The following is a 19,792-nucleotide window of genomic DNA, read 5'->3' as shown; positions in this document are numbered from 1 at the left end:
CAGTTGCGCCGGACGTCCACTGGAGGGGCGGATCGCCCGGGGCAGCAGGGACCCCTGGGACGGAGCGGGAAAAGGGAAGCGAACGGTCATGGCCGAGGGCATGCGGGTCATCGTCGGGGTGAGTGGATCGCTGAGCAGTCTGGCGGCGCTGCACCGCGCGGTGGACGAGGCGCGCCGCCGGGACGCCCTCCTGGTGCCGGTGCTCGCCTGGACCCCGGTGGGCGGCGAGGTCGCGTACCGCCGCAGTCCCTGCCCGCCGCTGCTGAGGGAGTGGGAGAACGCGGCGTGCAAGCGGCTGGACACCGCCTTCGCGCAGGCCTTCGGTGGCTACCCGGAGGGGATGCGGATCCACGGCCGGGTGGTGCGCGGCGACGCCGGTCAGGCACTGGTGCACTTCGCCGACCGGCCGGATGACCTGCTGGTGGTGGGGACCGGTAGGCGCGGTCGGCTGCGCCGGCTGTTCCACGGTGCGGTGAGCCGCTACTGCCTGGCGCACGCCAAGTGCAGCGTGCTGGCCGTGCCGCCGTCGGAACTGCTCGACACCCTGGAGCGGGCGCTGCGCGTCGGCGACCCGATGACCATGCTGGCCCGCGCGGGGCAGGCCACCGCCGCGCGTTGACCCCCGAGTGGCGGCCGACGCGGGGCTCGGCAAGGGTGGAGCCGAGGGGATGGACATCGTCCGCCGTGCCGAACGGCGGACCGCCGAGACGTGGAGGCGAGGGCATGTCCGAGGTCACAGCTCCGTACCCGGTGGGGAGCCCGTGCTGGGTGGATCTGATGGTGGGCGACCAGCAGGCCGCGCTGGACTTCTACGGCGAGCTTTTCGGCTGGTCAGGGGAGGTCGGCCCGGAGGAGGTGGGCGGCTACACGGTCTGTACTTTGCGCGGCAGGGCCGTGGCGGGGATCGGCAAGGCGATGGCGATGGAGGGTCAGCCCGCACCGCCGACCGCCTGGACCACGTACCTGTCGGTGGACGACATCGACGCGGCGGCAGCGGCGGCCGGGACCAACGGCGGGCAGGTCTTCATGGGGCCGATGGACGTGCCGCCGAACATCGGCCGACTGGCGGTCGGCGTCGACCCGACCGGTGGTGTGTTCGGGTTGTGGCAGCCCCTGGACTTCTTCGGTGCCCAACTCGTCAACGAGCCGAACACACTGTGCTGGAACGAACTCAACTCGCAGGATCCGCAGGCCGCTTCGGACTTCTACTCGCGGATGCTCGGCGTCAGGTTCACCCCGTACAAGGAGATGCCCGGCTACTTCACGATGCACGCCGGAGGACGAACCGTCGCCGGGGCGCAGGGACTTGACCAGTTCCCTGAAGGCACGCCCTCGCACTGGCTTTCGTACTTCTCGGTGAACGACACCGATGCCACGGTCGAGCAGCTGACCAAAGCCGGTGGAGCGGTGCTGCAGAAGCCCTACGAGATCCCCGCGGGCCGGATGGCCGTGGTGCGCGATCCGCAGGGCGGGGTGTTCGGTGTGATCGCCATGCCGCCCTCGGCCTGACGCCGCACGGCTTCACGGTCTACGGCGCGAGGGGGCCGCGGCCCCCTCGCGCCGGTGCCGGGCGGTCAGCCGGTGTAGCCGCTCATGGCCTGGCCGTACGCGCCGGGGCTCTGGTCGACGGAGGAGCAGGTCGGCTGGGCGTAGCCGGTGGAGCCACCCGGGCAGGGCTGGTCGCGGGTGGCGGACCAGAACGACAGCCAGGCCAGGTACTTGCTCTGGGCGAACGAGACCAGGCTGGCGGCGTTGTCGAGGGTGAACGTCTCGCTGGTGAGGTCGTTGAGTCCGATCATCGGGGTGACCGCCACCTTGTTCCACGCCTGGTCGTCGCTGAGGTCCGGCCAGACGGACTTGATCTGCGCCTGGGTCGCGGTTGCCGCGTCGATGGCGTTCTGCCCCATGTCCGTCGGGAACGACGAGCCGTAGTCCATGGCCATCACGTTCACCGCGGCGATGGTCGCGCCGTTGTTCTTGGCGCTGTTGAGGATGTTGACACCGTCCGAGGTCAGTCCGTTCGGCAGCACCGGCAGGGTGTAGGAGACCTGGAGGACGGGGTTGTTCTGCTCCAGGATGGCGATCGCCTGGTTGCGCCGGTCCACTGACGTGGTGTCAGCCACCGAGGCGCCCTCGACGTCGAAGTCGATGTCGGTGAGCGAGTACTGGTCGATGACCTTCTGGTACGCGGCGGCCAGGTCGGTGGCCGAGGAGCAACTGGTCGCCAGCTCGGTGCCGTTGGCGCCGCCGAAGGACACCCGAACGTCGCCTCCGGCGGACCGCAGGGCGGCGATGTTGGCGGTGGTGGTCTGGTCGGACAGGTCGGTGACGCCGCCCCACTTGGGGTCGCAGCTTCCGCCGTCGGTGACGAAGGCGAGGTTGAAGTACTTGGTGCCCTCGGTCGAGGCGCCGTTCGCCAGGTCGTACTGGGGGTAGAGCGACAGGTCCGCGTACGGGGAGAAGCCGCCGAAACCGCTGGCCGCCGGGCGCGGGTGCGTGGTGGCCGCCGCGGCGCTGCCGGTGTTGGCGGTGAGCGCCATGGACCCCGCGAGGAGCGCGGTGGCCGCGGCGAGCACCGCGGTGCGGCGCCTGCCCTTGTCTCTTGGGGGCCTGATGGGCAGGGCGGAGGAGCGTTGCGGCATGGCGGACTCCGGATGTGGGGGTGGAGCCCGCGCCGGGCGGCGTGGTCGGGCACACCGTCCCGGCGCGGGTGATGGCGGCGCCGCGGCCATGGGGAGGGCGGCGTCCTGGCGTGCGTGGGGGCGCATACGGCGCGGGTGCCCCGTGGGACACCGCGGTCACCGCACGCTCAATAAATTGGCCTGGACCAATGTCCCGCGTCAAGACGCCGACACCGAGAAAATCGCCAACGCCCCTGTCCCTTCGGCCGGTTACCCGAAGGAGAGGAAGACCGTCTCCTCGTGCTCCCCGTCGCCGCGCAGCCGTACGTCGAAGCGGTAGACCCCGGTGCGCTCCGGCACCGCGATCAGTGTGGCGCGGCGCCCCGCGTCCAGCGAGGACAGCAGCGGATCGACGGCCTGCGTCAAGTACGCCCGGGTGAAGGGTGTTGCAGCAGTCCCCGGGCGAGAACGCACACCGACAGATACGGCACCCCGCCGGGCCGCAGGGTGCGCAGTACGTAGCCGCCGTCCGCGCCGGTGGCGACCCGGCCGAACCCGGTGAAGGCCACACCGTCCCGGCCGACGGCCGCACCGCCCACCGCCTCCCGGCGCAGCGAGCCGGGCGCTCCGGTGCGCGAGCCGTCGGGGGCCGGCTGCCAGAACTCCAGCAGGGCGTCGTCCACCGGTTCGCCCTGGCCGTCGAGCACCCGGCCGTGCACGGTGATGGTCTCCGGGTGCCCGGTGGGCGCGATCCGGCCGCCGTCCGGACGCGGCAGCGCGTAGCCGAAGTAGGGGCCGATGGTCTGGGGCGGTGTGCGTCGCCCGGTCATCGCGGGCCCGCGTCCAGGACGACGTCCCAGCGGTAGCCCAACGACCGGCCGGGGACGGACAGTTCGGGGTCGTAGGCGGCGACCAGCCGCTGGCGGTCGGCCGCGTCGCGTACGGCGTGCCAGATGGGGTCCAGCGGCAGCAGTGGGTCGCCGGGGAAGTACATCTGGGTGACCAGCCGCTGGGTGAAGGCGGTGCCGAACAGGGAGAAGTGGATGTGCGCGGGCCGCCAGGAGCGGGAGTTCCCGCCCCAGGGGTAGGCGCCGGGCCGGATCGTGGTGAACCGGTAGCGGCCCTGCTCGTCGGTGAGGCAGCGTCCGGCGCCGGTGAAGTTGGGATCCAGCGGGGCGTCGTGCTGGTCACGGCGGTGCGCGTAGCGTCCAGCGGCGTTGGCCTGCCAGATCTCGACCAGTTGGCCGCGCACCGGGCGGCCGGCGCGGTCCTGTACCCGGCCGGTGACGGTGATGCGCTCGCCCAGCGGCTGGCCGGGGTGCTGCCGGGTGAGGTCGGCATCGGGTTCGGTGACGTCGGCGGTGCCGAACACCGGTCCGGTCAGCTCCACGGCGTCCGGGTCGTCCACCACGACCAGGGCGTTCCTAGGTTGGCGGGATAAGGCGCCGGTGTACGGTTCTGGTCCGTCCGTCGCTGTCATGCGCGACCTCCTGGTGTTCGGGCTCCTAGCGTTCCAGAACGAGGGCGAGGCCCTGGCCGACCCCGATGCACAGGGCGGCGAGGCCCGTACCCGAGCCCGCGGCGGCGAGTTGGTGGGCGACGGCTCCGGCGAGCCGGGCGCCCGAGGCGCCGAGCGGGTGGCCGATGGCGATGGCACCGCCGCGCGGATTGACCACGGCCGGGTCCAGCTCCGGCCACTCGGCGAGACAGCCCAACGCCTGGGCGGCGAACGCCTCGTTCAGCTCGAAGGTCCGCAGGTCCGCGAAGCGGCGCCCGGAGCGCTCAAGGGCGCGGTTGACCGCCTCCACCGGGCCCAGCCCGAACAGGTGCGGCTCGATACCGGTGACGGCGGTGGCGCTGATCCGGGCCAGCGGTTCGCGGCCGGTCGCCTTCAGCCCCGCCTCGTCCACGATGAGCAGCGCGGCGGCGCCGTCGTTGAGCGGTGAGGCGTTGCCCGCGGTGACCGTGCCGTGCTCACGGAACACCGGCTTCAGCCTGGCCAGCGCCTCCAGCGAGGTGGCGTCGCGGATGGTCTCGTCGCGCAGCAGGTCGCTGCCGTCGAGCGGTACCACCTCCGGTGCGTACAGTCCGTCCTTCCAGGCCCGGCTGGCCTTCTCATGACTGGCGAGGGCGAAGGCGTCCTGTGCCTCGCGGGTGATGTGGTGGCGGTCCGCGACGAGTTCGGCGCCCTCGCCGAGGGAGACCGTCCACTCCTTGGGCATCCGCGGGTTGGTCATCCGCCAGCCGAGCGTGGTGGAGTACATCTCCTGGTGCCCGGTGGGGAAGGCCCGCTCCGGCTTGGGCACCACCCACGGCGCGCGGCTCATCGACTCCACACCGCCCGCGACGGCGATCGACGCGTCACCGAGCGCCACCGCGCGGTATGCCTGGATGACCGCCTCAAGCCCGGATCCGCACAGCCGGTTGACGGTCGAGCCGGGCACGGTGACCGGCAGCCCGGCGAGCAGCACGGCCATCCTGGCCACGTCGCGGTTCTCCTCGCCGGCGCCGTTGGCGTTGCCGAGCACCACGTCGTCGATCCTGGCCGGATCCAGCTCGGGGCTGCGGTCCACCAGGGCCCGTACGACATGCGCGGCGAGGTCGTCCGGCCGTACTCCGGCGAGCGCGCCGCCGTACTTGCCGATGGGGGTGCGCACCGCGTCGGCGATGTACACATCACGGGCTGCCACGCCAGTACTCATCGGTGTCCTTCCCTGCGCCCTGCCCTGTCCACCCGGCGAACCGAAGATCGCGGCGGCTCGCGCCCGAGTCTGTGCCCGGCCGTCGGCGCTGTCAACGCCTCCTTCCCCGCCACGGGCGTAACCGGGCCGGTGGCGGTGGCGTTGGTCTTCCGGCGGTCGCGGCAGAGGCGAGGAGGGCAAGTCCGTGTCGGCGCAGCCTGTCGATCTGGCGCAGCGCATCGGGGCGTTCATCACGGGTTTTCCGGTGACGGGCGGCTATCGGGTCCCGGACCGGGCGGAGCGCGAGGCACTGGCGGCCGGGGTGCTGGAGGTGCTGGACGGGCGACCGGACGCGGCGCGCGGGCGGCTCGCGACGATCGGCTACACACTGCGCACGCTGCGCCGCGCCGGCGGGGACCTGGCGGAGCTGTGCGAACCGTCGTGGACCGGGCGGGGCTGGGGCCGGGTCTACGTCGATGTGACCCGGCCCGCGCGCTGGAGCGTGCAGGCCCCGCATCCGCGCTCGGATCTGCGCACCGGGCGGCTGGCGGCCGAGGTGTTCGACCGGGCGCCGGGCGGGGTGCTGGTGCTGGCCGGTGCGTTACGTACCGCGGGCGAGGGGGACTGCGCCGATGTGGCGCACCGGGCGGACTCGGCCTTCAACGCGGTGTGCGAAGCCCTGGTGGCGCGCGGGCTGCCCGCGATCCAGGTGCACGGCTTCGCCGACGCCAGCGCTCCCGGGCATGACGTCGTGGTCTCACCGGGCCCGGCACCGCCGGGGGACGCGGTGCGCAAGGCGGCGCGGCTGCTGGACGGCCAGGGGTTCCGGGTGTGCCGGGTGTGGAAGGAGCGCTGCGACGGCCTGGAGGGCACGACGAACGTGCAGGCCAGGCGGGCGGCCGCGCACGGGGTGCCGTTCGTGCACGTGGAGAGCAGCTTCACGGTGCGGCACGATCCGGCGGCCCGCGCCCGGATCGCGGACGCGCTGGCCGAGGTGGCCCGCGGATGGCTGCGACCGTACAGTTGACGCCGCGTCAGGTAGTGGTGCGGCGCGAAAGCGCCGTGGCCGCCGAGGAGTTGTGCACGGTGAACGCCACCGTCCCCGGCAGATAGCGGTCCTCGGACCACTCCACGGGAGATCCGGTGGGATCGGTGCTGCACCGTCGTTCGCGCAGCAGCGCCGCACCGGCGCGGCAGCCGAGCAGTGCGGCGTCGTCCGCGTCGGCATAGGTCACATCGATGGTGTGGTGCACATCGGTGAAGCGCACGCCGTGCTCCTCCAGCGGCACGGTGTGCGAGACGGCGGCCGGGTCGAGCCCGGCGACGATCTCCCCGATGTGCCGTGGATACACCGAGCGTTCGACCATCACCGGCACGGCGGACAGGGTGCGCACCCGCAGCACCAGGCACACCTCCTCGCCCTCTGCCAACCGCAGCTTCTCGCGCTCCACCGGGTCGGCGGGGCGCCGTACCACGTCCACCACCCGGCCGCCGGGCTCCTCGCCGAGCGAGCGCGCCCAGCGGGTGAAGCTGACGGTCTCGCTGAACGTCTGCACCCTGGCGGTGCCCAGCACCACCCGGCGGGTGCCGCGCCGGGAGGTGACCAGCCCGTCGGCGCGCAGCAGGGCGAGGGCCTGCCGGATGGTGCCGCGGGAGACGCCGTAGGCCTCCGCCAGCGCGGCCTCGGCGGGCAGTCTGCCGCCGGAGCCGTAGGCACCATCGGATATGCCCTGCCGCAGTTCGGCGGCGACCTTCCGGTACATCGCCTGGCGCCCGTCCGCCACGATCATCCCCGTCCACATCCCTGCACGCGATCCGTGCGTGTGCCACGTATGTGATCGGGAGCCTAACCGCAACCTGTGGCCGCATCCGGGCCGTTCCTGTCGCCTTCGTCGAATCTCGGCCACTCGTTCACTTTCCGGCCATCCAGCTCGTACGTACTTGGCGCGTCAAGTTGTACAGCCAACCTGGCCGCCTCTCAGAACCTCGCAAGGAGACCGAAGTGAACGTGCCCAGAACCCGAGCCATAGGCGCCGCGGGCGTCCTGGCCGCGACGGCACTCACCCTCAGCGCCTGCGGCGCCGCTCCCGCCACCGGCACCACGGCGAGCGGCAAGAGCGTCGCGAGCGCCACCTCGGCCGCCGACTTCGGCGGAATGGACGCGCTGGTCGCCGCCGCGAAGAAGGAGGGCACGCTCAACGCCATCGCGCTCCCCCGCGACTGGGCCAACTACGGCGCGGTCATCGACGGCTTCACCAAGAAGTACGGGATCAAGGTCCAGGACGAGAACCCCGAGGGCGCCAGCCAGGACGAGCTGAACGCGATCACCTCCCGCAAGGGCCAGGACCGCGCCCCCGACGTGGTGGACCTCGGCTCGTCGTTCGCGCTCAGCGGCGCCCAGCAGGGCCTGTTCGCCGCCTACAAGGTGGCCGGATTCGACAAGATCCCCGGCGCGCAGAAGGACGCCCAGGCCCGCTGGTACAACGACTACGGCGGCTACATCTCCATCGGCTGCGACGCCAAGCGTGTCAAGGAGTGCCCGAAGACCTTCGCCGACCTGCTCAAGCCCGAGTACAAGGGCCAGGTGGCGCTCAACGGCAACCCGACCAAGGCCGGTGCCGCGTTCGGCGCGGTGTACGCGGCGGCACTGGCCAACGGCGGCTCGTTCGACAACATCCAGCCCGGCATCGACTTCTTCGGCAAGCTGAAGAAGGCTGGCAACTTCGACCCGGTGCAGGCCACCCCGGCGACGATCGAGAAGGGTGAGACCCCGATCAGCGTCGACTGGGACTACCTCAACTCCGGTTACGCGGACGAGTTCCGCGGCAAGGGAGTGGACTGGCAGGTCACCGTCCCGTCCGACGGGCGCTACTCGCAGTACTACTCGCAGGCCGTCAACGCCTCCGCGCCGCACCCGGCGGCGGCCCGGCTGTGGGAGGAGTACCTGTACAGCGCCGAGGGCCAGAACCTGTTCCTCAAGGGGTACGCCCGCCCGGCCCTGATGGACGCCATGAAGCAGGCCGGAACGCTGGACACCGCGGCCGCCGCCAAGCTCGCCGCGGTCAGCGGCACCCCGAGCTTCCCGACCCCGGACCAGACCGACAAGGCGAAGCAGGTCGTCACCGAGAAGTGGGCTGCGGCGGTCTCCTGATGATCTCCGCAGTCAAGTCGCGGCTGGGCGGCGGGCTCGCCGTCGCCCCGCTGCTGTTGTTCATGGGCGTAGCCTTCGGGCTGCCCGCCGTCGCCATCGCCACCGGGGCGTTCACCACCAGCGCCGACGCCCCCGGCGGGGTGCACTGGACGCTGTCCAACCTGACCACCTCCGTGCACGGCGCGTATCTGACCGCGCTGTGGGGCAGCGTCAAGCTCTCCGCGCTGTCCGCCCTGCTGGCGACGCTGCTCGGAGTGCCGCTGGCACAGGCCGTGACGACCTCCAGCAGCCGGGCGCTGCGCGACGCCGTGATGTCGGCCTCCGGTGTGCTGGCCAACTTCGGCGGTGTGCCACTGGCGTTCGCGTTCGTCGCCACCCTGGGCAACGCGGGCGTACTCACCACGCACCTGGGGCTGGCCGCCAAGGGCTGGAGCCTCTATAGCTTCTGGGGCCTGGTGGTGGTCTACCTGTACTTCCTGCTGCCGCTGATGGTGCTGACCATCGCCCCGGCGCTGGAGGGACTGCGCGCCGGCTGGCGGGAGGCGGCCCGCAACAACGGGGCCACCGCCTGGCAGTACTGGCGGCACGTGGCACTGCCGGTGCTCGCTCCGTCGCTGCTCGGCGGCTATGTGCTGCTGTTCGGCAGCGCCTTCGCCGCCTACGCCACCGCTGCCGCGATGGTGGGCAGTTCGGTGCCGCTGCTGACCTCGCAGATCGCCGACGCGCTGTCCGGCAACGTCCTGGTGGGCCAGGGCAATGTGGCGCTCGCGCTCAGCATCGACATGGTGGTGGTCGCGGGCGCGGTGATGGCGGTCTACGTACCCCTACAGCGAAGGAGTGCCCGATGGCTCGCCTGACGAACCGGCGAGGGATCCGCTGGTGGCGCGGCGCGGTCGCGGCCGTCGCCGGGCTGTACTTCCTTGTGCCGCTGGCCTGTTCCGTGCTGTTCACCGTGGACGTGCCCGGTCAGGGCTTCACCCTGAGCGCCTACACCGGCATCCTCGGCGCCAGCGGTTTCACCGGCAGCCTGCTGCTCACCCTGGAGTTGGCCGCCGCGACCATCGTGCTCGTGCTCGGTCTGCTGGTCCCGGCGCTGCTCGCGGCGCGACTCGGCGCGCCCCGGCTGCGGCCGCTGCTGGAGGTGGTCTGCTCGCTGCCGCTGGTGGTGCCTTCGGTGGCGCTGGTCGCCGGATACAGCGGTGTGCTGCGCTGGGGTCCGCAGTACCTGTCCCGCACACCGCTGTTCCAGACCTTCGTTGCGGTACAGAACGCCGACTTCCCGGTGGTGCTGGTGCTGGCCTACACCGTGATGTCGCTGCCGCTGGCCTATCGGGCGCTGGACGCCGGGATGCGCGCGGTGGACGTGCGTACGCTGATGGAGGCGGCCCGCAGCTGTGGCGCGAGCCCGGTGCGGGCGGTGTTCCAGGCGGTACTGCCGAATCTGCGCGGTGCGCTGATGAACGCCGGCTTCCTCACCCTGGCGCTGGTGCTCGGCGAGTACACCGTCGGCGCCCTGCTGGGCTTCCGGCCGTTCGCGGTGTGGATCGTGGGCATCGGCGGCAGCCAGGCCCAACTGTCGGTCGCGGTCTCGGTGTTGAGCCTGCTGCTGACCTGGGCGCTGCTGCTGGTGTTCGCCGCCGCGGGCCGCCCCCGTACCCGTATCCCCCGCCGGGCGCTTGCCAAGGCCGCCCCGGCGCTCGTTCCACAGGAGTCGGCATCATGACCGTCGAATTCCGGGCGCTGCACAAGTCGTTCGGTGCCACCAAGGCCCTTGATGGGCTCGATCTCACCGCCCACCAGGGGGAGTTGCTGGCGCTGCTCGGCCCGTCCGGGTGCGGCAAGACCACCGCGCTGCGGATGCTGGCGGGCTTCGAGAAGCCGGACTCCGGGCAGGTGCTGGTGGACGGTGAGGACATCAGCGACGTTCCGGCGCACCGCCGCGACGCCGGGATGGTGTTCCAGGCGTACAGCCTCTTCCCGCATCTGACCGCCGCCGACAACGTGGCCTTCGGGCTGCGGATGCGCAAGGTCGGCGCGGCCGAACGCCGCTCCAGGGCCGCCGAGTTGCTGGAGCTGGTCGGACTGCCGCAGCACGCCGACCGCTATCCGCACCAGATGTCCGGCGGCCAGCAGCAGCGGGTGGCGCTGGCCAGGGCGCTGGCGCTGCGCCCGAAGGTGCTGCTGCTGGACGAGCCGCTGTCCGCGCTGGACGCCAAGGTCCGGGTGCAACTGCGCGAGGAGATCAGGCGGTTGCAGCAGGAGCTGGCGATCACCACGGTGTTCGTCACCCACGACCAGGAGGAGGCGCTGTCCACCGCCGACCGCGTCGCGGTGATGCGGGACGGCCGCCTCGAACAGTGCGCCGGCCCTGCCGAGTTGTACGACACCCCGTCGACGCCGTTCGTCGCGGAGTTCGTCGGCACCATGAACCGGCTGCCGGGGCGCGCGTCGGGCGACGGCAGTGTGGAGGTGCTCGGCCAGCGGCTGCCGGTGCGCGGCGACGCGGGCACGGCGGGCGCGGTCGACGTGCTGGTACGCCCCGAGGCGGTGGACGCCACCGCCGACGAGGACGGTTCCGCGCGGGTTACCGCCACCGCCTTCCACGGCGCGGTCACCCGGCTGACGGTGGCGCTGGCCGACGGCACCACGGTCAAGGCCGACATCCCCAGCCACCGTGCGTCCGGCCTGGCGGCGGGCGCCTCGGCGACCGTGACGCTGCCCGAGCGGCCGGTACTGGTGGAGGCGCGCGCCGCATGACCCTGGCAGCGGTTCTCTTCGACATGGACGGCACGCTGGTGGACACCGAGGACGTGTGGTGGCAGGCGGTCGCCGACACCGCGTCCGACCTCGGCTACCGGCTGTCCGGGCGGGACCTGCCGGATGTGCTGGGCCGCCCGGTGGAACACACCGCGGACCACCTGCTGCGCGTCACCGGCACCGACCGCGAACGCGCCGCGCTGGCCGCGGAGTTGGACGGCCGGTTCGCCGAGCTGGTCGAGCGCGACATCCGGCCGCGCCCCGGCGCGCTGGCGCTGCTGGACGCGCTACGGGCGCAGCGGCTGACCACCGCCCTGGTGTCGGCCTCGCCGCGCCGGGTGGTGGACATGGTGCTGCGGGTACTGGGCCGTGACCGGTTCGCGGTGACGGTCTCGGCGGACGACACCCCGCGCACCAAGCCCGCGCCCGACCCGTACCTGGCCGCGGCCCGACAACTCGGCGTGGACCCGGCGCACTGCGTGGCCGTGGAGGACACGCCGACCGGCGTGGCCTCAGCGGAGGCGGCGGGCTGCCAGGTACTGGCCGTACCGTCGGCGGTACCGATTCCGGAGGCGCCGGGCCGCACGGTGTTGCCGTCCCTGGAAGGGGCGGGGCCGGAGCTGCTGCGTTCGCTCATCCCGAGCCCGCGATAAGGGCGTAGAAGGCGGGGGGGAAGGCATACGGGTGGTGGGCGGAGGGGAAGCACCGTGTCAGCCGACAACGACGAGCAGCACCCCGCATACCAACACAAGAACGCTGCCCGCGGCAATGAACCCGTACTCCAGCCCCACCCGCTCCCGCCGGTGCACAACGACGCTACGCGGATCAGCGGGATCGTAGGAAACCAGCACGGTTTCCCCGTCAAGCAGACGCAACCGCCGACTGGGCGGCACGGGACTGACGATCTCCACCACCCGCCCGTCGGAGGTGGCGAACTGCAACGACGGTCGCGGCGGCCAGGGTTCACCGGAGACATCCCCAGGCGCGCGCTTGACCAGCGCCCTGGCCACCTCGCCGAACCGGCGAACCCGGCGGACCTCGCGCAGTCCAGCCGCTCCGGCCAGCGCGGCAAGCACCCCGCAGACGCCCGTGATTCCGGCGAACACCGCCACCACCACGCCTGCCTCCAACGGTTCGCTCTCAAGGGTCGAAGCGGTAGCCCATCCCCGGCTCGGTGATCAGATGCCGGGGGCGGGACGGGTCCGGCTCCAGTTTGCGGCGCAGCGCCGACATGTAGATCCGCAGGTAGTTCGTGCGGTCCTCACGCCCGGGACCCCAGACGTCGCGCAGCAGCTGGGCACCGGTCAACAGTCTGCCCGGATTGCGCAGCAGCGGCACCAACAACCGCCACTCGGTCGGCGTGAAGTGCAGCGGCTCGCCCTCCCCCGAGTTCGGCACGGCGGTGTAGGAGTCGAGGTCGACGGTGAAGTCGGCCACCTCCACCGTCTGCCGCCGTAGTGGCGCGGTGGCCGGGCGGCGCAGCACGGCGCGCAGCCTGGCCAGCAGCTCATCCATGGAGAACGGTTTCGTCAGGTAGTCGTCGGCGCCCGCGTCCAGCGCCTCGACGGTGACCGCCGGTCCGCTGCGTCCGGACAGCACGATGATCGGCGCGGAACTCCAGGCCCGCAGGCCCTCGATCACCTCGACACCGTCCACGTCGGGCAGGCCCAGGTCGAGGACGACCGCGTCCGGTGGGCAGCGCGAGGCCAGGCGCAGCGCGGTGGTGCCGTCCGGCGCGGTGGCCACCGCGTAGTGCCGGGCCTTGAGGTTGATGCCGAGGGCGCGCAGCATCTGCGGCTCGTCGTCGACGATCAGGACGCGCCTCATGCCATGACCTCGTCCCGCACCGGGTGCACGGCGGGCAGCGAGACCACCATGGTCAGCCCGCCGCCAGGGGTCTCCTCCGGCGTCAGCGTGCCGCCCATCGCCTCGGTCAGGCCCCGGGAAAGCGCCAGGCCCAGGCCGAGACCAGCGCTGTTGTCGGTGTCGCCCATGCGCTGGAACGGCTCGAACGCCCGCTCTCGTTCGGCCGGTTGGAGGCCGGGGCCGCGGTCCACCACCCGTATCTCCACCCAGGGCCCCAGCGCGCTGGCGCTGACCGACACCGGCTTGCCGGACGGCGAGTGGCGTACCGCGTTGGCCACCAGATTGGCCAGCACCCGTTCCAGAAGCGGCGGATCGGCGAGCACGTCGGCCGCCTCCTCAAGTCCCGGGGCGAGCACCGGAACCGAACTTTCCGGCAGGGTGTCCAGGGCCAGCGGCAGCACCTCCGCGGGCGCGGTCGGCCGCAGCCGCAGGGTGAGCGCCCCGGCCTGGAGCCTGCTCATGTCGAGCAGGTTGTCCACCAGCCGGTTGAGCTTGGCCAGCGACTCCTCGGCGGTGGCCAGCAGTTCCTCGCGGTCCTCGTCGCTGAAGTCCACGTCCCGGCTGCGCAGCCCGCTGACCGCGGCCCAGCCGCTGGCCAGTGGGGTACGCAGATCGTGGCTCACCGCGGCCAGCAGCGCGGTGCGCATCCGGTCGGCGGCCTTGACCGGCTCGACCTCGGCGGCGGCCTCTGCCAGCCGGGCCCGCTCGAGCGCCGCCGCCAGATGGGCGGCGAAGGCGGTCAGCACACGGCGCTCGGAAGCGGCCAGGGCGCGTCCCTTGAGCAGCAGCAGGCTGTCCGGACCGATCGGGATGCTCAGGTCGGCCTCGCCGCTCGGGCACGTGGGCTCGTCGCCGGAGCGCCGCACCAGGACGGCTGAGGCCATACCGAAGGTCTCCCGGGTCAGGTTGAGCAGCGCGGAGACGGCCTGGTCGCCGCGGAGGATGTGCCCGGCGAGCGAGGAGAGCGTCTCCGCCTCGGCGGTGGCGTTGGCCGCGCGCCGGGACAGCCGCAGCGAGCGGTCCACGATGGCGGCGACGATCACCGCGACCACGGTGAACGCGGCCAGCCCCAGGATGTTGTTGGGCTCGGCGATGGTGAACTCGCCGACGGGCGGGATGAAGTAGTAGTTCAGCAGCAGCGAGGCGCTGATCGAGGCGAGCACCGCGGAGACCACCCCGCCGATGCACGCCACCGCGACCACGGTGGTCAGGAACAGCAGCGTCTGACTGGTGAGGTTGAGGTGCAGCGGGTGCGAGGCGGTGCGCAGCAGCACGGTCAGCAGCACCGGCAGGACGATCCCGGCGACCGGTCCTGCCACCCGCCGGGTGACCGGCAGCGAGTTCCCGTGGAGCGGCAACACCCGTCCGCCGCCGGCCCGTTCATGGGTGACCATGTGGACATCGATGTCGCCGGACAGTTCCACGGTGGTCTCGCCCACACCCTGTTCGGCCAGCAGGCGGCGCAGCCGACTGCGGCGACTGGTGCCGACGACGAGCTGGGTGGCGTTCTCCGCGCGGGCGAACTCCAGCAGCGCGGTGGGCACATGGTCGCCGACGACCGAGTGGAAGGTGCCGCCGAGGCTCTCCACCAACTGCCGCTGCCGGGCCAGCGCGGCCGGTGAGGAGTCGGTGAGGCCGTTGCTGCGCACCACGTGAACGGCCAGCAGGTCACCGCCGGAGGAGCGCGTGGCGATCCGGGCGGCCCTGCGAATAAGCGTTTCTCCTTCAGAGCCGCCTGTGAGCGCGACGACCACTCGCTCCCGTGTCTCCCACACCTTGCCGATGCGGTGCTCGTAGCGGTACTTCTGCAGCGCCTCGTCGACCCGTCCGGCGACCCACAGCAGCGCCAGCTCGCGCAGCGCGGTCAGATTGCCGATCCGGAAGTAGTGCGAGAGCGCGGCGTCGATCTTCTCGGGCGGATAGATGTTGCCGTGCGCCATGCGGCGGCGCAGCGCCTCGGCGGGCATGTCCACCAGTTCGATCTGTTCGGCGCGGCGGACGATCTCGTCGGGCACGGTCTCCCGCTGCGGCACGCCGGTGATCTTCTGCACGACGTCGTTGAGCGACTCCAGATGCTGGATGTTGATCGTGGTGACCACGTCGATCCCGGCGGCCAGCAGTTCCTCGATGTCCTGCCAGCGTTTGGCGTTGCGCCCGCCGGGCACGTTGGTGTGCGCGATCTCGTCGATCAGGGCGACCTCGGGGCGGCGCTCCAGCACGGCGGCCAGGTCCAGCTCGGTGAAGTCGGCGCCCCGGTAGGCGCGTTGGGCCCGGGGTATGACTTCCAGGCCGTCCAGCATCTTCTCGGTGTGCGGACGGCGGTGGCATTCGGCGAGCGCCACCACCACGTCCTTGCCGCGTCCGGCGCGGCGCCGTCCCTCGTCCAGCATCCGGTACGTCTTGCCCACTCCGGGCGCCGCACCGAGGAAGACCTTCAGCTTGCCGGGTGGGACGGCGCTGTGCACCACCGGGAGCCCCTCCTTGTGTTGTCAGGCGTCGTGCCGCCCTTGTGCCGTCAGTCGTCGTGCCGCGCGGGAGGGCCGGTTCCGCTGGCACTCACAGGGTGCTGCCCCGTCGTTCGTAGCGTGCTGCCCGGGTACGTCCCTCACCGTTGCCGTTAGCGGGGTCCTTACACGATGACGTGACTCCTTGACGGCGCCTTGACGCGATACGGCCGATAGGGTGAGGGGCGGAGCGCTTCTCCGCCGCCGCGGTGGGCGCGGTCGCGGCGGCGTTCACCCCGCTGCCGATGTCGATGGCGTTCGTCCTGGGCACGGTGCTGGCCAGTACCGACCCGGTGGCGGTGACCGCCTTGGGGCGCCGGCTGTCGCTGCCGCCGCGGGTGCAGGTGCTGGTGCAGGCGGAGAGCCTGTTCAACGACGCGACCTCCCTCGTGCTGTTCCGGGTCGCGGTCTCCGTGGCGGTGGCCTCCGGCACGGTGACCTGGCGGGTGGCCTCAGGCCAGTTCGCGATGCTCGCCGGCGGCGGAGCGGTGCTCGGGGCGGCGGTGGCGGGCGCGATGGCGATGATCCGGCGGCGCACCGAGGAGCCGGTGCTGGAGACGGTGGTAGCGCTGGTGACCCCGTACTCGGCGTACGTGCTCGCCGAGGCGGCGCACACCTCCGGCGTGACGGCGGTGGTGGTGTGCGGAGTGCTGCTGGGCAGCGGCGGGCACCGGCTGACGACAGCGCCGATAAGGCTTCAGCTGCACGCGGTCTACGGCACGGTGGTGTTCCTGCTGGAGAGCGTGGTGTTCAGCCTGATAGGGCTGGAACTGTCCAGCCTGATAAGGGATTTGAGCGGCGCCGACCGCTGGTGGCCGGTTCAGGCGGTGGCGGTGGCGTTCACCTTGATGACGGTGCGGATGCTGTGGGTGTTCCCGCTGTCGGCCGTACTGCACCGCAAGCACAGCGATACGAACGGCGGCTCGGCACGGGTGGCGGCGGTCGCCTCCTGGGCGGGGGCACGGGGCGTGGTGCCGCTGGCCGCCGCCCTGTCGATTCCGCTGACTGCCGCGCACGGGGCCGCGCTTGCGCACCGGCCCCTGGTGCTGGTGCTGGCCACCTCGGTGATGGTGATCACGCTGATCACCCAGGGTTTCACCCTCGCCCCGCTCGTGCGGCGCTCCGGGATCGCCATGGAGCCCGAGCACACCCGGCGGGAGGAGGCGGAGGCCCAGCACCTGGTGGTCAGCGCCGGGCTGCGGCACCTGGAGCAGATCGCCGAGTTGGAGGCGGCCCCCGAGGTGGTGGTGGAGCGGCTGCGCCGCACCCTGCGCTCCCAGGTGGAGCACGCCCGCGAGCGGCTCGGCGAGGAGGAGCAGGACCGCACGACGGCGGACGCGTATCGTCAGTTGCGTATCGACGTCATAGCGGTCGAGACCGCCGAGTTGCGGCGGCTGTACGACATCAACCGGATCAGCGACACCACCCGGCGGCGCGTCCAGCGCCGCCTCGACCTGGAGGAAGCCCGACTGGGCGAGGGCTGACCCCGACCCCGGCAGCCGTCGACCCGGCCCGGCACTCCCCGATCCGTACCGCCGCCGTCCGGTTGCCGCCTAGCTGACCTGGGGAGTCTACGAAGGTGACCACCGTCCCGAAGCTCACCAAGCCCCGCCGCCGCAGCCCCGGCGCGACGCGGCGCCAGGACATGCCGCCCCGGGACGCCCGCCACCGGCCCTCGCTCGCCTCGCCCTGGTGGCGCGGGGCCGCCGCCGTCGCCGCCGGAGCACTGCCCGCCTTCGCCTTCCCGGCGCCCGCCCTGTGGTGGCTGGCCTATGTCGCCCTGGTACCGCTCACGCTGCTGGCCCGCTCGGCGCCCACCAGGCGCCGCGGAGCGCTGGACGGCTGGCTGGGCGGAACCGGATTCATGATCGCCGTGCACCACTGGCTGCTGCCCAGCCTCAGCGCGTTCATCGTGGTGATCGCCGCGCTGCTCGGGCTGATGTGGCTGCCCTGGGGCTGGCTTACGCAGCGGCTGCTCGGCGGGACACCCGGGCTCGGGAGCGTACTGGCGGCGCTGGTGCTGCTGCCGTCGGCGTGGCTGCTGGCCGAGATCGTCCGCTCCTGGCAGTACCTCGGCGGTCCATGGGGGCTGCTGGGAGCCAGCCAGTGGCAGGTACCGGCCGCGCTGCGGCTCGCCTCCGTGGGCGGAGTGTGGCTGCTGAGCTTCCTGCTGGTGGCGGTGAACACCGCGGTCGCGGTGCTGGTCGCGGTGCCCCCGGCGCGCCACGCGGCGGTGGCGGCGCTGCTGGCCGTGGCGCTCGCCGGTACGGCGGTGTGGTTCTGGGTGCCCGCGGCACCGCGCACCGGTGCCGTACGGGTAGCGGTGGTGCAACCGGGGGTGATCGAGAACCCCATGGACCGGTTCGACCGCAGCGCGCAACTTACCGCCCAACTGGCCGGAACGCATCCCGATCTCGTGGTGTGGGGGGAGAGCAGCGTCGGCTTCGACCTGACCGCGCACCCGGCGCTGAGCGCACGACTGGCCGCGCTGTCCCAGCGGGTCGGCGCCGACCTGCTGGTCAACGTGGACGCGCAGCGCGCCGACGGCCGCGGCATCTACAAGACGTCCGTACTGGTGGGTCCCGGCGGCCCGACCGGGCAGAGCTACGACAAGATGCGGCTGGTGCCGTTCGGCGAGTACATCCCGCTGCGCTCCGTGCTCGGCTGGGCCACCAAGGTCGGCAAGGCGGCCAGCGTCAACCGGCACCGCGGCACCCACCAGGTGGTGATGGACGTCGGTGCGCTCCATATCGGCCCGCTGATCTGCTTCGAGACGGCCTTCCCCGACATGAGTCGCCATCTGGCCGACATGGGCGCCCAGTTGCTGGTGGCGCAGTCCTCCACCTCGACGTTCCAGCACAGTTGGGCACCGGCCCAGCACGCCTCGCTGGCGGCGCTGCGCGCGGCGGAGACCTGGCGGCCCATGGTGCACGCCACGCTCACCGGCATCAGCGCGGTCTACGACGCCCGCGGCGCCGAGGTCGGCCCCCGGCTCAGCACGTCGAGCAGCGCCGCCCACGTCTACACGGTTCCGCTGTCCAACGGCCGCAGCCCGTACGACCGGTTGGGCGACTGGGTGATCGAGCTGTCGATCGGCCTGCTGGTGCTGAGCGGCTGCTACGAGGGGTACCGGGCGGTCAGGAGGACTGCTGCAGGGCGGCGGTGACGATACGCTCGCACAACTCGTGGGTCAGCAGGTCACCCTGGGCGCTGAGCACCCTGCCGGTGCGCACCGAGTCCAGGAAGGCGAGGGTGATCTGCTCGATGCCGCGCTGACGGGCCACCGGTACCCAGTCACCGCGCCTGCGCAGGCTGGGCTGCCCCTTGTGGTCGATGATCTCCGCGAGATTGATCACCTGGCGCTTGCTGTCCTGGCCCATCACCTCCAGGACCTCCTCGCTGGAGCCGCTCATCCGGTTCATGATGCCCAGCGCGGTGAAACCGTCGCCGGACAGCTGCAGCACCACATGGTGCAGCAGACCGCCTTCGGACCGGGTGCGGATGTCGATCTGCTCGATCGTGCCGGGGGCGAGGAAGCGCAGGGTGTCGACGACGTGGATGAAGTCGTCGAAGACGAACTCCCGTGCCGGCGCGGCGAGTCCGACCCGGTTCTTCTGCAGGACGATCAGGTCGCGCGGATGGTCGAGGCACTGCGTGTAACCGGGCGCGTAGCGGCGGTTGAAGCCGGTCATCAGGCTCACCCCGCGCTGCTCCGCACGGCGCACCAGCGCTTCGGCGCCCGCGTAGTCGTCGGCCAGCGGCTTGTCGACGTAGACCGGCACCCCGGCGTCGACCAGCGCCCCGGCGATCTCGGCGTGCACCGCGGTGGGGGCGTGTACGAAGGCGGCGTCGAGGCCCTGGTCGATGAGTGCGCGCAGATCGGTGTACCGGTGGTCCACCCGGATGCGGTGGCTGTCGCCGATCCGGTCGAGCGTGGCACGGCTACGGGTGTGCAGGTGGGGGTCGACGCCGGGCAGTGCGGTGAGAACCGGCAGATAGGCCTTCTGCGCTATGTCACCGAGGCCGATGACGCCGACCTTGAGCGGCCTGCCTGTTGGTGCCACTGATCGTCTCCCGTGTCCGGCGGTACGGATCTTCCCTTCTGAGCAGCATATGTGCCCTGCCCGGCGGCGGTACGGGGCAGGGGCGGCGGGCGGAGCCGACCGCGGCGCGCCGCGGAAAATAACAGGAAGCCTGGCCGTCGGCCGCGCC

The 19,792-nt window shown here is 72.0% G+C and carries 18 protein-coding genes and 1 pseudogene; 10 read left to right on the top strand and 9 right to left on the bottom strand.

The annotated features are described in order from the left end of the window. The first annotated feature begins 88 nt into the window (after positions 1–88). Positions 89–619 (top strand): universal stress protein, encoded by a 531-nt coding sequence (locus O5O46_RS21665; RefSeq protein ID WP_269857180.1) that lies wholly within the window; start codon positions 89–91, stop codon positions 617–619. A gap of 104 nt (positions 620–723) precedes the next feature. Continuing rightward, positions 724–1,509 carry a VOC family protein gene (locus O5O46_RS21660; RefSeq protein WP_269857179.1) on the top strand — a complete coding sequence of 262 codons (786 nt, stop codon included), beginning with the start codon at positions 724–726 and terminating at the stop codon, positions 1,507–1,509. 65 nt (positions 1,510–1,574) lie between these two features. Here O5O46_RS21660 and O5O46_RS21655 read toward each other — a convergent pair whose 3' ends face one another. The 4 genes and pseudogenes from O5O46_RS21655 to O5O46_RS21640 all read right to left on the bottom strand — a co-directional run bounded on the left by O5O46_RS21655 (position 1,575) and on the right by O5O46_RS21640 (position 5,323). Beyond that, positions 1,575–2,642: a chitinase gene (locus tag O5O46_RS21655; protein WP_269857178.1), complete on the bottom strand. Its 1,068-nt coding sequence runs from the start codon at positions 2,640–2,642 to the stop codon at positions 1,575–1,577. Positions 2,643–2,891: 249 nt separating this feature from the next. Further along, positions 2,892–3,451 (bottom strand): annotated as a pseudogene (gene pcaG, locus O5O46_RS21650) (protocatechuate 3,4-dioxygenase subunit alpha). Then, positions 3,448–4,101 carry a protocatechuate 3,4-dioxygenase subunit beta gene (pcaH, locus tag O5O46_RS21645; RefSeq protein ID WP_269857177.1) on the bottom strand — a complete coding sequence of 218 codons (654 nt, stop codon included), beginning with the start codon at positions 4,099–4,101 and terminating at the stop codon, positions 3,448–3,450. Before pcaH ends, pcaG begins: the two are co-directional and overlap by 4 nt. 25 nt (positions 4,102–4,126) lie before the next feature. Beyond that, positions 4,127–5,323 carry a thiolase family protein gene (locus O5O46_RS21640; protein ID WP_269857176.1) on the bottom strand — a complete coding sequence of 399 codons (1,197 nt, stop codon included), beginning with the start codon at positions 5,321–5,323 and terminating at the stop codon, positions 4,127–4,129. A gap of 184 nt (positions 5,324–5,507) precedes the next feature. Here O5O46_RS21640 and O5O46_RS21635 point away from each other — a divergent pair, with 184 nt between their 5' ends. After that, on the top strand, positions 5,508–6,329 hold the full coding sequence (locus O5O46_RS21635) for a hypothetical protein (RefSeq protein WP_269857175.1): 822 nt from the start codon (positions 5,508–5,510) through the stop codon (positions 6,327–6,329). 7 nt (positions 6,330–6,336) lie between these two features. Here O5O46_RS21635 and O5O46_RS21630 read toward each other — a convergent pair whose 3' ends face one another. Next, a complete protein-coding gene (locus O5O46_RS21630; protein WP_269857174.1) occupies positions 6,337–7,092 on the bottom strand; it encodes a GntR family transcriptional regulator in 756 nt (251 codons plus the stop codon). Positions 7,093–7,304: 212 nt separating this feature from the next. On the opposite strand from O5O46_RS21630, the gene O5O46_RS21625 reads away from it, so the two are divergent. The 5 genes from O5O46_RS21625 to O5O46_RS21605 are packed head-to-tail and all read left to right on the top strand — an operon-like array spanning position 7,305 to position 11,863. Continuing rightward, entirely contained in the window at positions 7,305–8,453 is a 1,149-nt protein-coding gene (locus O5O46_RS21625; RefSeq protein ID WP_269857173.1) for an ABC transporter substrate-binding protein, read from the top strand. Then, positions 8,453–9,310: an ABC transporter permease gene (locus O5O46_RS21620; RefSeq protein WP_269857172.1), complete on the top strand. Its 858-nt coding sequence runs from the start codon at positions 8,453–8,455 to the stop codon at positions 9,308–9,310. Before O5O46_RS21625 ends, O5O46_RS21620 begins: the two co-directional genes overlap by 1 nt. Next, positions 9,298–10,176, top strand: a complete 879-nt coding sequence (locus O5O46_RS21615) for an ABC transporter permease (RefSeq protein ID WP_269857171.1) — start codon at positions 9,298–9,300, stop codon at positions 10,174–10,176. The genes O5O46_RS21620 and O5O46_RS21615 overlap by 13 nt, the downstream gene beginning before the upstream one ends. Then, positions 10,173–11,210, top strand: coding sequence for an ABC transporter ATP-binding protein (locus tag O5O46_RS21610; RefSeq protein WP_269857170.1), 1,038 nt, complete (start codon positions 10,173–10,175; stop codon positions 11,208–11,210). The genes O5O46_RS21615 and O5O46_RS21610 overlap by 4 nt, the downstream gene beginning before the upstream one ends. Beyond that, positions 11,207–11,863, top strand: a complete 657-nt coding sequence (locus O5O46_RS21605; protein ID WP_269857169.1) for an HAD family hydrolase — start codon at positions 11,207–11,209, stop codon at positions 11,861–11,863. The genes O5O46_RS21610 and O5O46_RS21605 overlap by 4 nt, the downstream gene beginning before the upstream one ends. A 57-nt stretch (positions 11,864–11,920) precedes the next feature. Here the strand turns inward: O5O46_RS21605 and O5O46_RS21600 are convergent, their stop codons facing one another. From O5O46_RS21600 to O5O46_RS21590, 3 genes are read right to left on the bottom strand one after another with little or no spacing between them, the layout of a single operon-like run. Then, entirely contained in the window at positions 11,921–12,328 is a 408-nt protein-coding gene (locus O5O46_RS21600) for a DUF3592 domain-containing protein (RefSeq protein WP_269857168.1), read from the bottom strand. Positions 12,329–12,350: 22 nt separating this feature from the next. Beyond that, complete coding sequence (locus tag O5O46_RS21595; RefSeq protein WP_269857167.1) at positions 12,351–13,037, bottom strand: response regulator; 687 nt, start codon at positions 13,035–13,037, stop codon at positions 12,351–12,353. Next, positions 13,034–15,541 carry an ATP-binding protein gene (locus tag O5O46_RS21590; protein ID WP_443072598.1) on the bottom strand — a complete coding sequence of 836 codons (2,508 nt, stop codon included), beginning with the start codon at positions 15,539–15,541 and terminating at the stop codon, positions 13,034–13,036. Before O5O46_RS21590 ends, O5O46_RS21595 begins: the two co-directional genes overlap by 4 nt. Before the next feature lie 248 nt (positions 15,542–15,789). Between O5O46_RS21590 and O5O46_RS21585 the strand changes: the two genes are divergently transcribed. Continuing rightward, complete coding sequence (locus O5O46_RS21585) at positions 15,790–17,064, top strand: cation:proton antiporter (protein ID WP_333482416.1); 1,275 nt, start codon at positions 15,790–15,792, stop codon at positions 17,062–17,064. A 161-nt stretch (positions 17,065–17,225) separates the two neighbouring features. Further along, a complete protein-coding gene (gene lnt, locus O5O46_RS21580; protein ID WP_269857350.1) occupies positions 17,226–18,746 on the top strand; it encodes an apolipoprotein N-acyltransferase in 1,521 nt (506 codons plus the stop codon). Here lnt and O5O46_RS21575 read toward each other — a convergent pair. After that, positions 18,718–19,644, bottom strand: coding sequence for a Gfo/Idh/MocA family protein (locus O5O46_RS21575; protein ID WP_269857165.1), 927 nt, complete (start codon positions 19,642–19,644; stop codon positions 18,718–18,720). The two genes, lnt and O5O46_RS21575, sit on opposite strands and share 29 nt — an antisense overlap. Between the last annotated feature and the right edge of the window lie 148 nt (positions 19,645–19,792).

It is taken from the genome of Streptomyces sp. RPT161 (genome assembly GCF_027533845.1).
GTDB classification, from domain to species: domain Bacteria; phylum Actinomycetota; class Actinomycetes; order Streptomycetales; family Streptomycetaceae; genus Streptantibioticus_A; species Streptantibioticus_A silvisoli_A.
Note: the sequence above shows the minus strand (reverse complement) of the source record. Positions and strands in the feature narration are given on the sequence as shown.

Coding starts and splice junctions, on each gene's coding strand:
- O5O46_RS21665 (WP_269857180.1), top strand. CDS start 89: ATGGCCGAGGGCATGCGGGTCATCGTCGGGGTGAGTGGATCGCTGAGC.
- O5O46_RS21660 (WP_269857179.1), top strand. CDS start 724: ATGTCCGAGGTCACAGCTCCGTACCCGGTGGGGAGCCCGTGCTGGGTG.
- O5O46_RS21655 (WP_269857178.1), bottom strand. CDS start 2,642: ATGCCGCAACGCTCCTCCGCCCTGCCCATCAGGCCCCCAAGAGACAAG.
- pcaH (WP_269857177.1), bottom strand. CDS start 4,101: ATGACAGCGACGGACGGACCAGAACCGTACACCGGCGCCTTATCCCGC.
- O5O46_RS21640 (WP_269857176.1), bottom strand. CDS start 5,323: ATGAGTACTGGCGTGGCAGCCCGTGATGTGTACATCGCCGACGCGGTG.
- O5O46_RS21630 (WP_269857174.1), bottom strand. CDS start 7,092: ATGATCGTGGCGGACGGGCGCCAGGCGATGTACCGGAAGGTCGCCGCC.
- O5O46_RS21620 (WP_269857172.1), top strand. CDS start 8,453: ATGATCTCCGCAGTCAAGTCGCGGCTGGGCGGCGGGCTCGCCGTCGCC.
- O5O46_RS21615 (WP_269857171.1), top strand. CDS start 9,298: ATGGCTCGCCTGACGAACCGGCGAGGGATCCGCTGGTGGCGCGGCGCG.
- O5O46_RS21610 (WP_269857170.1), top strand. CDS start 10,173: ATGACCGTCGAATTCCGGGCGCTGCACAAGTCGTTCGGTGCCACCAAG.
- O5O46_RS21605 (WP_269857169.1), top strand. CDS start 11,207: ATGACCCTGGCAGCGGTTCTCTTCGACATGGACGGCACGCTGGTGGAC.
- O5O46_RS21595 (WP_269857167.1), bottom strand. CDS start 13,037: ATGAGGCGCGTCCTGATCGTCGACGACGAGCCGCAGATGCTGCGCGCC.
- lnt (WP_269857350.1), top strand. CDS start 17,226: ATGCCGCCCCGGGACGCCCGCCACCGGCCCTCGCTCGCCTCGCCCTGG.